Origin of the sequence: Reyranella soli (genome assembly GCF_007992495.1) — a bacterium.
Lineage (GTDB): Bacteria > Pseudomonadota > Alphaproteobacteria > Reyranellales > Reyranellaceae > Reyranella > Reyranella soli.
Genome location: NZ_BKAJ01000229.1, coordinates 1 through 12,204 on the forward strand (window position 1 = coordinate 1; position 12,204 = coordinate 12,204).

Consider the following 12,204-nt stretch of genomic DNA (forward strand, 5'->3'; position numbering starts at 1 on the left):
TGCTCGGACACGCCCTATCCCTGTTCCTGCCCCGAATCTTCCCTGCTCATCGGTCTGAAATTCCCTGATTCAGTCCAGTTCGAGCGGGGATCGGACACAGATAGCCGGGCATTTCCGGGCTCTAACTCCGATCGAGCAGCAGTTACCGTGAGCAAAACTCCCTGAAAATTCCCTGTTAGCAGGGAATTTCGGTGGAGACCGGTTCGTATTGGACTGGCCCCACTACCATCCTGCTTCGCCCCCTACCCACCGAAGCTTTAGCGGAGGTGGGTGCGCGCTACGCAGGACAGGTCCTGCCTCAGTCCCGGTGCGAGCGCGGCGTGAAGCGGATGCCCTCCGAAGCTTTGGCGTAGGAGGGTTGCTTCCCACCCGACGAGACGATCGTCGGATGCTTCACGCTCCAGGTGCGCGCCTAGTTCAAACGCCGCCGGACCATACGAAGGTTTGCCGGCGCCACACCAGCGCATCAATTGTTGGGACAGGCCCCACTCTTATCCTGGCAGCAACAGCCAGGAACTCGGGGAGCTTGTGCCATGTTGTCGAACGTACAGTTGGAGCGCCTTCGGCTGCGGCGGAAGGCCGGCGACGAACGGCCGTCGGTCGCCACGACCGCAGCCGAGCACCCGCATGGCCTCCTGCGCCGGCTCGCAAGCGCCATCGGCGCGGGCGCCCTCCTCCTCCTGGCAGCCGCCGCCGGCGACGTGTACTGGGACCACGCCCGGCATTTCCAGACGACGGACGATGCCTTCATTGCCGCCCGCCAGTTCGCCGTGGCGCCCAAGGTGGCGGGCTACCTGACCGCCGTCCCCGTCACCGACAACCAGCATGTCGCAACCGGCGACGTCATCGCCCGCATCGACGATCGCGATTATCGCGTGGCGCTGGCGAACGCCGAGGCGCTGGTCGCCGCCGCACAGGCCGGCATCCAGGACATCGACGCCCAGACTGACGTGCAGAAGGCCCAGGTCGCCTCCAGCAGGGCACAGCTCGAGCAGAACCAGTCGAAGCTCGTCTATGCGCAGCAGCAGGCCGAGCGCTACGGCACGCTGACCAAGGAAGGCTGGTCGAGTCAGCAGACCGGCGAACTCGCAGAGGCGGAGCTCTACCAGCAGCGCGCCGCCGTAAGCAGCTCGCAGGCAAGCCTGACGGTCGCCCAGCGCCAGTTCGAGGCGCTGACGGCGCAGCGCGCCACCGCCGTCGCCCGACTGCAGCAGGCCGAGGCCCAGCGCGACCAAGCCAGGCTCAATCTCTCCTACACGATGGTGACGGCGGCCCAGCCCGGACGTGTCGTCCAGCTCGGCGCCGCGGTCGGCCAATACGCCCAGGCCGGCACCGCGCTCAGCATGTTCGTGCCCGACGAGATCTGGGTGGTCGCGAACTTCAAGGAGACGCAGCTCAACAACATGCGGCCCGGCGAGCCGGTGACGCTCGCGATCGATGCCTATCCGGGGCGCACGGTCGTGGGGCACGTCGCCAGCGTCCAGCCGGGATCGGGCACCGCTTTCTCGCTGCTGCCGGCCGAGAACGCCACCGGCAACTACGTCAAGATCGTGCAGCGCGTGCCCGTCAAGGTCGTAATCGACAATCCGCCGACCGATGTCGCGCTTGGACCAGGCATGTCGGTCGAGCCTACAGTGCGCATCGACGCCTCGCCGTCGCTCTTCGAGCGCCTGCGGAGCCGGTTGTGAAAAGTGGCCCCAACCCCTGGCTGATCGCGGTGCTGGTGGCGGTCGCGGCCTTCATGGAAGTGCTCGACACCACCATCGCCAACGTCGCCCTGCCCTATATCGCGGGCGGCCTCGGCGTCAGCGAGGACGAGGCGTCGTGGGTGGTGACGACCTATCTTGTCGCCAACGCCATCGCGCTGACCGCCTCGAGCTTCCTGGTGCGGCGCATCGGCCGCAAGGCGTTCTTCCTCGCTTGCCTCGCACTGTTCACCGTGAGCTCGGTGCTGTGCGCATTCGCCTGGAACCTGCAGGCGCTGCTGCTTTTCCGCATCCTGCAGGGCCTGGCCGGCGGCGGCATGGTGCCGGTGTCGCAGTCGATCCTGGCCGGCGCTTTCCCGGCCGAGAAGCGCGGCCAGGGCTTCGCGCTGTTCGGCGTCGCCGTGGTGGTGGCGCCCGTGGTCGGGCCAACGCTGGGCGGCTGGCTCTCCGACAACGTTTCCTGGCACTGGTGCTTTGCGATCAATGGCCCGGTCGGCCTCCTGGCGATGGTGGCGATCGCGCTGGTGCTCCGCGAATCGCAGGCCGAGGTCGCGCAGCGCCGGCAACTGCGACAGACGGACGGCAGCTTCGACCTTGTCGGCTTCATGCTGGTCGCCACGTTCCTGGCGGCGCTCGAGCTGATGTGCGACCGCGGCCTGGAGGACGACTGGTTCGGCTCGACTTTCATCGTCATCGTCGCCACCATCTGCGGCTTGGCCTTTGCCGCCCTGGTCCCGTGGTTACTCTCTCGCCGCAATCCGGCGATCGAGATCAAGCTGGTGCTGACGCGCCAGTTCGGCGCCTGCTTCCTGGTCATGCTGGTGACCGGCGCCATCCTGCTCGCGACCACGCAGTTCCTGCCCGAGCTGGTGCAGCAGGATCTCGGCTACACCGCGACCTGGGCCGGCCTCATCCTGTCGCCTGGCGGCCTCGTCACCATGGCCATGATGTTCATCACCGGCCGCCTGCTTACCAGGATCCAGCCCAAGTACCTGATCGTCGCCGGCGCATCGTTTGTCGGGCTCTCCATGTACAGCCTGACGGCGATCTACGGCGATGTCGGCTTCTGGTATCTGGCGCAGTCGCGAATGCTTTTGGGCATCGGACTGCCGCTCATCTTCCTGTCGATCACCGCCGCCTCGTACGACGGCATTCCCGCCGGCAAGATCGACCAGGCTTCGGCCCTGATCAACATCGCGCGCAATATCGGCAGCTCTCTGGGTGTCGCGCTGATCTCCAACGTGCTGACGGATCGAGAGCAGTTCCACCAGAGCCGGCTGATCGAGCACACGATACCTTCGAGCACCATGTACCAGGAGACGGTACGGCAGACGACGGGCTATTTCGTCCGCCACGGCAGCCTGGCGGCCGAAGCGCCGCAGCAGGTCATCGGCTGGATCGGCCAGCAGGTGCAGGCCCAGGCGTCGTTCCTGGCCTACATTGATGCCTTCTGGGTGCTGATGCTGCTGGCGCTGTCCGCCGTGTCGCTGGCACTCGTGCTGCGCAAGGTGAAGCTCGGCGGGGCAACACCGGCGGCGCACTAGAGTTGGTTCGCGCGGTCCGGAGGACACGAGCGCGCCAAGCTGGCATTGTCCAGACATGAACACCGACAGCGAGACCGCCGGCATCAAGGGCGTGGCTTTCATGGACGGCCGGTGGATGCCACTGGCCGAAGCAAGCGTGCCCATCCTCGATCGTGGCTTCGTGCGGTCGGACGCTACCTACGACGTCGCCCATGTCTGGAAGGGCCGCTTCTTCCGGCTGATGGACCATGTCGAGCGCTTCCAGGCGTCTATGGCGGGCCTTCGGATGTCGCTGCCCTACTCCGCCCAGCAGCTCGCCGACATCATGATCGAGTGCGCCAGCCGCTCGGGCCTGCGCGACGCCTACGTCCAGGTGACCTGCACGCGCGGCCTGCCGCCGCCCGGCACGCGCGATCCCAGGCTATGCCGCAACCGGCTCTACGCCTTCGCCCAGCCGTTCGTGTGGATCGCCGACGAGGCCCAGCGGCGCGAGGGCCTGCGCATGGTGCTGTCGCGCACCCAGCGCATCCCGCCGGAATCGCTCGACCAGCGCATCAAGAACTTCCACTGGCTCGACCTTACCATGGGCATCTTCGAGGCCTACGACCGCGATGCCACGGTGGCGATCCTGCCGGCGGCCGATGGCACCATCACCGAAGGGCCGGGCTTCAACATCTTCGTCGTCAAGGACGGCGTGCTGGCCACGCCGGCGCGCGGCCTGTTCGAGGGCATCACGCGCCGCACCGTGATCGAGATCGCCCGCGACCTGCAATTGCGCTGCGACGTGCGCGCCGTCCACGCCATGGAGGTGGCCGAGGCGAGCGAGATCTTCATCAGCAGCACCGCGGGCGGCATCATGCCGGTCACCCGCTACGAAGGTCGTCCTGTCGGCGATGGAAGCCCGGGCCCGCTCACGCGGCGCGTCGAGGAGCTCTATTGGCGCCGACACGAGGACGACGCCTTGTGCACGCCGGTGCCCTACGCCGATCAGGCCGCGTCGTAGAGGGTCGCGCCGCGCGGCGGTCTCTGCATCGCCGCCGCCGGCAACGCCTCGACGGGCGCCTGCCGGAAGCAAGCCGCGAACGCGCTGTCGATGATGGCAAGCTTCACCGCCTGGGCCGCCGCGTATTCGCGGCGGAATCCCGACGATACCCACATCACCGATTCGCCGCGCTTGCCCTGCCAGCCGATGCTGCCGAGCGCTTCGGCGTCCCTGAGCTTGCGCGACAGGTGCGTGCGCGACAGGTTCAGCCGCTGCGCCATGGCGGCGATCGACGCGATGGAGGTCGGAACGCGCTCAGCCTCGGCGTTGGTTTCCTCGATGCCGGCGATCAGCCAGTCCATGATCACGCCGCCATTGTTCAGCCAGGTGAACAGCGAGAAGGTCCGCTCCGGCCTGCGCACGCTGGCCGACGACAGCAGCCCTTCGGCGACGCCGGGGTGCAGCGCGACCAGCGCGCCGGGCGTGCCGAGATACGTCTCCAACCGCCCGCCGTGATCGAGTCGGTCAAGCGTCGCCAGGTGCATGCCGATCCAGCCATGGATCGCGTCGACGCTGATCTCCGTCGGCTCGATCGGCCGCGTGCGCTTGTCCGCGGCAGTCGGCACATAGCGGGCAAAACCGTACTTCAGCATTTCCTTCAGGAAGGCATCCGCCGTGTTGCGGCTGGCCACGCCGTGGCGCGAGACGAGATCAAGGACCTGGGCGCTGTTGATGCCGCCGCCCTTGCCCGAGGAACAGCTGCGGAAGTAGAGCGCCAGCGCCACCTGACCCATCAACCAGCGATGCTGGCTGCCGAACACCGACGCCAGTCTGGGATTGCCGTCGTAGGTCTGCTGCATGATCCGGCACTGCTGGCGGATGGCCGAATGCAGGCCGGGATGGCCGGTGATGCCGTCGGCCGTCAGAGCCATGTGGACGGCCTGGCGCGATTTCGACGTTCCCATCGCTTCGAACCGGAGTTAGAGCCTTTGTCAGAGGCGGCCTAAAAGCCCCCCATCCCCATAGGAGAGGACTTCTCACATTTCTCAGTTTTGTGCAATATGAGAAGGGTGGATTCGAGCCCTTCCCGGCCGGAGAATCTTGCAGCACGTCTGCGGCAGGCTTTCCTGGATCACGGCTACGAGCAGATGACCATGAGCGGGCTCGCCCAGCTCTGTGGCTTCAGCCGGCGTGCGCTCTACCATCACTTCTCCAGCAAGGAGGAGGCGTTCCGCTACTGGCTGGAGTTCTACAACCACGAATCGATCGCCAGGGGCATCGCCGCCGGCCGGGCAGCAATGGAAGCCGGTGGCGGCGCGGTCGATGTCATCGTCGAGACCATGAACGTCCGCTATGGCGACGCCCGCCGCCGGCTCGCCCGCTCACCGCATGCGCTGGAGGTCAATGACCAGGCCTTCCGTCGCAGCCGCGACATCATCATCGCCGTCGCCATCGACTTCCAGGCCAAGGTGGTCGACCTGCTGAAGGAGCTCGAAGCGCGCCGCCAGATCAGCCTGAAGCCCGGCGTCACGTTCGAAGCGCTGGCCCAAACACTGTGCGACGGCGCGCGCGGCACGAACCAAGCGGTGCCGCCGATCCCCATCGACGACCTGCACCTGCGCTATCGGCAGATCATCGAAGCCATCCTGTTCGGTGCGGCATCGGCGCCGGCCGGGACGCGCGGCAAGCGCGTCCGTTCATCCAGCTGAGAGGCAGCTAGACGCGGCCCGGCACCAGGCGCACCTTGCGCGGTCCGGCAATCCAGATCGCCATCGCCGACACGACGCAGCAGGCGATGGCGATCACGAAGGCCAGCCGATAGCTGCCGGTCACGTCATGGATGACACCTGTGACCCACGGTCCGGTCGCGCCGCCGCCGATCAGCGCAACGGTGAGCATGCCGAAGATCGAGCCGTAGTGCGGCCCTTCGAATATCTCGGCGACGATCGGGCCCATCACCGAAGTGAGCGCATAACCGAGCGAGCCCTGCGAGATCACCATCAGCCACAGCAGCACCGGCGACGGCGAGTGTTCCAGCGCGATCAGGGCGAGGTAACAGACGGCAAAGCCCACGCAGCCCGCCGTCCAGATCCATTCGCGGCCGATGCGGTCGGAGAGAGCGCCGAGCCCGATCTGGCCGGGAATGCCGACGACGCTCACGATGCCCAGCGCCCAGGCGGCCACGATCGGCGAGAAGCCAACCTCGATCAGGTACTTGGTCTGGTGCACCTGGACGGCGTACCAGGCGAACAGGGCGCAGACGAAACCGAGCGCGATCCACCAGAAGCGCGCCGTCCTGAGTGCACGCGGCAGCGTCCATTCGACCGACGCCCACGCGCTGTCGACGATGTTCGAGCGCGCGCGCGGCGCCGCCGCGGCGGCGTGTGACTGGCCGTCGGGCAACAGGCCGATATCCTGCGGCCGGCGCCAGACGAGGAGATTGAGCGGCCCCAGCACGAACAGCACGAGCAGGCCCATGACCCAGCAGGCTTCCCGCCAGCCCTCGCGCTCGATGATCGACTGCAGCCAGGGCAGCAGCACGATGGCGCCGACGCCGACGCCGGAGAAGGCGACGCTGATGGCGAGCGCGCGGCGACGCACGAACCAGTGCGGCAGGAACTGCGAATGGGCAGTGAAGGTCATGAGGTTGGCGCCCGCGCCCACCATGACGCCGAGCGTGGCGTAGAACTGCCAGGGATTGGCGATGACGGTTGCCAGCAGGAGTCCCATCGTCACCATGGCCACGCCGCATTCGATCACGATGCGCGGGCCCTTGCGGTCCATGACGCGGCCGACGATCGGCCCCAGCACCGCCGAGACGAGGAAGCCGAAGGAGAAGGCGCCGGCAGCGAGCCCGCGATCCCAGCCGAATTCGGTGATCAACGGCGGCAGCAGCAGCGAGAAGGACGTGCGCGCGGTGACGGCGATCGCCATCGTCACGAAGGCGATGCCGATGATCAACCAGCCGTAATAGAACGGCAGGCGCTGCTGCCAGCTTCTCACCGCGGCTCGATCTCGTTCAGCGGCCGCTCGCCGCGCGCCGCACGCTCGATGTTGGCCGCTATGAGTTTGGCCCGCGCCTCGAGCATGCCCTCGGTCCAGCCGGAGACGTGCGGCGTCAGGATCACGTTGGCGAGCTCATGGAAGGCCTGGTTGGCGGGCATGGTCGGTCCAGGCGCTGTGGGATAGCGGTACCAGACATCGAGGGCAGCGCCGGCGAGCTTGCCGCCGCTCAGTGCACGATAGAGTGCACCCTCGTCGACGATCTCGGCCCGCGCGACATTGACCAGGTAGGCCGAGGGCTTCATCAGCGCCAATCGGCGATCGTCCAGCAAGTTGCGCGTCTCGGGATAGAGCGAGAGCGTGATCGCGAGGTAATCGGCGGAGCGCAGCACCTCGTCGAGGCGATCGGGACCGCCGATGAACGACACGCCCGCCGGCACGTCCTTCTGCGCCTGCCGGCGAACGGCGCAGACCTTCATGTCGAAGGCCGCGGCGCGGCGGGCGAGCGCTTCGCCGATATGGCCGAAACCCAGGATGCCCAGTGTCTTGCCGGCAAGTTCGGGAGACGGCGGCGGCATCGGCGTGCCGACCGCCCATTGGCTGTCCCAGCGTCCCTTGCGCAAGCTGGCATCGAGGCTGCCGAACGAGCGCGTCAGCGACAGCATCGTGCCCATGATGTATTCGGCGATGCCGGCCTCGTGGCCATAGGCGTTGGCGAGCCGCAGGCCTGGCCGAAGGAGGCTGCGGTCGATGCGATCAAGACCCGCACCAGGCACCTGCACCAAACGCAGGCGAGGCGAAGCCTCGGCCATCGGCGACGTAAAACCCATCGACACTAGCACGTCGGTATCGGCCAGGTCCGACAGGATCGCCGTCTCGTCACCCTCGACGGCCTCGCAGGGGATGGGCAGGTAGCTGCGCACCATCTCGGCGAGGCGGACGGCAAAGAATCCGGCAAAGGCGATCTTCATTAAAACATCCTTCGTGCGGCACTATCCCGGCCCCGGCTCTACCGATCAACTACATCCCAGGTAGTCATGACAGCCTCGTCCGCCTTCCCCGCCCGACTTGCCTGGTGGCGCAAGCGACGCGGCCTTTCGCAGTTCCGGCTCGCGACGGCGGCCGACTGCTCGCAACGTCATCTGAGCTTCCTCGAGCTCGGCCGCACCAAGCCAAGCCGCGACATGGTCCTGCGCCTGTCGTCGGCGCTCGACATGCCGCTGCGCCAGGCCAACGAGCTGTTGCTGGCTGCGGGTTACGCGCCGGCCTGGAGCGAGGCCGATCTCGACGCCGAGGCGCTGGCGCCGATCCGCGGCGCGCTGGACTACATGCTGAGCCAGCAGGAGCCCTTCCCTGCCGTCGTCGTCGATCGCCGATGGAACCTGTTGCAGGCCAACAAGGGCGCCGTGGCGATGGTCGAGTTCCTGGTCGGTCCGATCGCGCCCGGCAGCGCGATCAACCTCGCCGATGCCCTGGTCGGCCCCGACGTGCTGAAGCCGCACTTGACGAACTGGACGGAGGTCGTGCGCTACTTCGTGCGCAGCGTCGAAGCCGATGCGGCGGTCGATGGCACCAAGCAGACGGCGGCCCTGGCCCAGCGGCTCACACGATATCCCGGCGTGCGGGCCGCGATGGCGCAGGCAGCGCCGTCGGCCGGCGACGGCCCCGTGCTGCCGATGCTGTTCCAGAAGGGGCCGACGGCGCTCAGGCTGTTCACGACCATCGCCACCCTCGGCACGCCGCGCGACGTCACCCTGCAGGAACTGCGCGTCGAGAGCTTCTTTCCCATGGACGACGAGACCCGCGACGTCTTCCGTCGCTGGGCCGGCGTCGTCACTTCCGGCGGGCGCGCTCGATCGCCTCGGCGATGAGGTGATGGGCCTCCGCGACGTCGCCCCAGCCCAAGAGCTTCACCCATTTGCCGGGCTCGAGATCCTTGTAGTGGACGAAGAAGTGCTCGATCTGGTGGCGCGTGATCTCGGGAAGGTCGGTATGTGTCTTCACGTTGACGTAGCGCTGGGTGATGCGTGAGGAGGGCACGGCGATGATCTTCTCGTCGCCGCCGCCGTCGTCCTCCATGCGCAGCACGCCGATCGGCCGCACGTTCATCACCGCGCCGGGGATGATGGGGCGCGTGTTGGCGACCAGCACGTCGATCGGGTCGCCGTCGTCCGACAGCGTGTGCGGCACGAAGCCGTAATTCCCAGGGTAGCGCATGGGCGTGTAGAGGAAGCGGTCGACCACCAGCGTGCCTGCGGCCTTGTCCATCTCGTATTTCACGGGCTCACCGCCGATCGGGACTTCGATGACGGTGTTCACGTCGTCGGGCGGATTGTGGCCGATGGCGATGGCGTCGAGGTTCATGATGGGTCCTGAAAGGCTGGTGCCGCAAAGGTCCCTCGCTTCGCTCGGGATGACAATGCGCCAAAATGAAACCGGCGGCCTCGCGGCCGCCGGTTCGTTCTTGGATCGTGCGTGGACTTATCCTTGGAGATCCACGTCCTTGGTTTCTCGCAGGAAGAGTGTCCCGATGATCAGCGTCATCACGGCAATGCCGATCGGGTACCACAGGCCGTAGTAGATATCGCCCGACCAGGCGACCAGCGCGGTCGCCAGCAAAGGCAGCATGCCGCCGAACCAGCCGTTGCCGATGTGATAGGGCAGCGACATCGATGTGTAGCGGATGTTGGTCGGGAACAGCTCGACCAGGAAGGCGGCGATCGGTCCGTACACCATGGTCACATAGACGAGGAAGATCACCAGGATCAGCTCGGCCATGAACCAGTTGACCTTCTTGAGGTCGGCGCCGGAGACGAAGCCCGCATCCTTCAGGGCGGCGTTGAGCTTGCCCAGGCCGTCCTTCGGATCGAAGCCTTCGAGCTTCTTGTCGTTGATGCCGATCACGACCGGCGAGCCGGGCGCGCCACTCACCGAGGTGAAGGAGAGGCCGGCCTTGGTCAACGCATCCTTGGCGCGGTCGCATTCCGTGAACTTCGACCACGGACCGACGAAGATGTGGAAGTTACACTGCGCCGGATCGGCCGTGACCGTGATCTTGGTCTTGGCCTGGAACGCCGCGAGGTCGGGGTTCACGGCGTTCGTGAGCGCCCCGAACAGCGGGAAGTAGGTCACGGCCGCGATCAGGCAGCCGGCCATGATGATCTTCAGCCGCCCGATGCGGTCGCTCAGCCAGCCGAAGAAGACGAACAACGGCGTGCCGATCAGAAGCGAGACGCCGACCAGCGAGTAGGCCGCCACATAGTCGAGCTTGAGCGTGATCAGCAGGAAGAACAGCGCGTAGAACTGGCCGGTGTACCAGACCACGCCCTGACCCGCCGTTGCGCCGAGCAGCGCCAGCAGCACGAAGCGGTTGTTGGGATAGCGGAAGAAGCTGTCGGTCAGGGGCGACTTGGAGCCCTTGCCCTCGGCCTTCATCTGCTGGAACAGCGGCGACTCGTTCAGCTTGAGCCGGATATAGACCGAGAAGGCCAGCAGGATCAGCGACACCAGGAACGGGATGCGCCAACCCCACTCGGCGAAGACCTTGGGGTCCATGTAGTAGCGGCAGGCGCCGATCACGGCGAGCGACATGAAGAAGCCCAGCGTCGCCGTGGTCTGAATCCAGCTCGTGGCGTAGCCGCGGCGGCCGTTCGGCGCGTGCTCGGCGACGTAGGTCGCAGCACCGCCATACTCGCCGCCCAGCGCCAGGCCTTGGATGAGGCGCAGGGTCACCATCAGCACCGGCGCCAGCCAGCCGACCGCCGAGAAGGTCGGCAGCAGGCCGACCGCGAAGGTCGAGGCGCCCATGAACAGGATGGTGACGAGGAAGGTGTACTTGCGGCCGACCAGGTCACCCAGGCGACCGAACACCAGGGCGCCGAACGGGCGCACCAGGAAGCCCGCCGCGTAGGCGGCGAAGGCCGACAACAGCGCCGCCGTCTCGTTGCCCGGCGGGAAGAACAACGCCGCGAAGAACGGCGCCAGAGTGGCGTAGAGATAGAAATCGTACCATTCGAAGACGGTGCCGAGGGACGACGCGAAGATGACGCGACGCTCCTCCTCCCGCGTGACGACTGGACCGCTGCCGGCCGTTGCTGCCATGGCCATTTTGTTTGCTCCCCAATAATGACGGGCACCTACAAGCGTCCCATCTTGCAGTCGGTGTAAAGTGTCGGACGCAAGGCACGCAATTCGACCAACGTCCAAGGTGGATGGGTTTGTGCAGCGCGACAAAGTCCTGCCGCGACGCAGCATCAGGGGCTCTTGACCGGAGAAGCCACCGGTCGTCACTGTCAGCAGGCAACCGAAACAACGAAGAATGTCCGGGGAAAAACTCACCTTCCTGATCGCCGACGACCATCCGATGGTGCGCGATGCGCTGGCCTCGGCGCTGGGCCAGGCATTTGCCGGTGCGGCGGTCGCGATGGCCGGCAGCCTGGCGCAGGTCCAGGCAGCCCTGGAGCGCGAGCCCGAGACCGATGCCCTGCTGCTCGATCTCGACATGCCGGGCATGGACGGCCTGACCGGGCTCGCGCTGCTGCGCTCCGACCATCCGACGGTGCCGATCATCGTCGTCTCAGCGGCGCGCGAGGCGGCGGTGATCCGGCGCGCCTACGAGTTCGGCGCCTCGGCCTATATCGACAAGTCGGCCTCACTGGAGGAGATCGCCAATACGGTGCGCGCGGTGCTGGACGGCGAGATCTTCGCACCCGCCGAGGATACACCGGTCGATTCCTTCTCCCAGCGCGCCGCCCAGCTCACGCCGCAGCAATGGCGCGTGCTGGCGCTGATGGTGCAGGGTGACCAGAACAAGCAGATCGCCTACAAGCTCGGCGTCGGCGAGGCCACGGTGAAAGCCCACGTCACCGTGATCCTGCGCAAGCTCGGCGTGCGCTCGCGGACCCAGGCCGTGATCGAGGCGCGGGGCCTCACCATCCCGCCAGCGGAGCCGGTCAGGCCTTAAAAAGGGGTCTTCTTCTTCCGGACCGCG

General features: G+C 66.7%; 11 protein-coding genes. 6 read left to right on the forward strand and 5 right to left on the reverse strand.

Annotated features, from left to right (window positions below):
* Positions 1–533: 533 nt before the first annotated feature.
* From RSO01_RS43165 to RSO01_RS43175, 3 genes are read left to right on the forward strand one after another with little or no spacing between them, the layout of a single operon-like run.
* A complete protein-coding gene (locus RSO01_RS43165) occupies positions 534–1,688 on the forward strand; it encodes an HlyD family secretion protein (protein ID WP_147156794.1) in 1,155 nt (384 codons plus the stop codon).
* Complete coding sequence (locus RSO01_RS43170; RefSeq protein ID WP_281291630.1) at positions 1,685–3,250, forward strand: DHA2 family efflux MFS transporter permease subunit; 1,566 nt, start codon at positions 1,685–1,687, stop codon at positions 3,248–3,250. Before RSO01_RS43165 ends, RSO01_RS43170 begins: the two co-directional genes overlap by 4 nt.
* A gap of 55 nt (positions 3,251–3,305) precedes the next feature.
* Positions 3,306–4,232, forward strand: a complete 927-nt coding sequence (locus tag RSO01_RS43175; protein WP_147156795.1) for an aminotransferase class IV — start codon at positions 3,306–3,308, stop codon at positions 4,230–4,232.
* On the opposite strand, the gene RSO01_RS43180 is transcribed toward RSO01_RS43175, so the two are convergent.
* Positions 4,217–5,143: a hypothetical protein gene (locus tag RSO01_RS43180; RefSeq protein ID WP_174825994.1), complete on the reverse strand. Its 927-nt coding sequence runs from the start codon at positions 5,141–5,143 to the stop codon at positions 4,217–4,219. The genes RSO01_RS43175 and RSO01_RS43180 overlap by 16 nt on opposite strands.
* A gap of 138 nt (positions 5,144–5,281) precedes the next feature.
* Here RSO01_RS43180 and RSO01_RS43185 point away from each other — a divergent pair, with 138 nt between their 5' ends.
* A complete protein-coding gene (locus tag RSO01_RS43185) occupies positions 5,282–5,920 on the forward strand; it encodes a TetR/AcrR family transcriptional regulator (protein WP_170303800.1) in 639 nt (212 codons plus the stop codon).
* Between the two features lie 7 nt (positions 5,921–5,927).
* On the opposite strand, the gene RSO01_RS43190 is transcribed toward RSO01_RS43185, so the two are convergent.
* Together RSO01_RS43190 and RSO01_RS43195 are read right to left on the reverse strand one after the other, a co-directional pair.
* Positions 5,928–7,145, reverse strand: a complete 1,218-nt coding sequence (locus tag RSO01_RS43190) for an MFS transporter (protein WP_147156803.1) — start codon at positions 7,143–7,145, stop codon at positions 5,928–5,930.
* A gap of 65 nt (positions 7,146–7,210) precedes the next feature.
* Positions 7,211–8,185 (reverse strand): 2-hydroxyacid dehydrogenase, encoded by a 975-nt coding sequence (locus RSO01_RS43195; protein ID WP_147156797.1) that lies wholly within the window; start codon positions 8,183–8,185, stop codon positions 7,211–7,213.
* 66 nt (positions 8,186–8,251) lie between these two features.
* Between RSO01_RS43195 and RSO01_RS43200 the strand changes: the two genes are divergently transcribed.
* Entirely contained in the window at positions 8,252–9,085 is an 834-nt protein-coding gene (locus RSO01_RS43200; protein WP_147156798.1) for a helix-turn-helix domain-containing protein, read from the forward strand.
* Here the strand turns inward: RSO01_RS43200 and ppa are convergent.
* Together ppa and RSO01_RS43210 are read right to left on the reverse strand one after the other, a co-directional pair.
* On the reverse strand, positions 9,048–9,578 hold the full coding sequence (gene ppa / locus RSO01_RS43205) for an inorganic diphosphatase (protein WP_147156799.1): 531 nt from the start codon (positions 9,576–9,578) through the stop codon (positions 9,048–9,050). The two genes, RSO01_RS43200 and ppa, sit on opposite strands and share 38 nt — an antisense overlap.
* Before the next feature lie 117 nt (positions 9,579–9,695).
* Positions 9,696–11,321 (reverse strand): MFS transporter, encoded by a 1,626-nt coding sequence (locus RSO01_RS43210; protein ID WP_147156800.1) that lies wholly within the window; start codon positions 11,319–11,321, stop codon positions 9,696–9,698.
* A 211-nt stretch (positions 11,322–11,532) separates the two neighbouring features.
* Here RSO01_RS43210 and RSO01_RS43215 point away from each other — a divergent pair, with 211 nt between their 5' ends.
* Complete coding sequence (locus RSO01_RS43215) at positions 11,533–12,177, forward strand: response regulator (RefSeq protein ID WP_147156801.1); 645 nt, start codon at positions 11,533–11,535, stop codon at positions 12,175–12,177.
* The last annotated feature ends 27 nt before the right edge of the window (positions 12,178–12,204 follow it).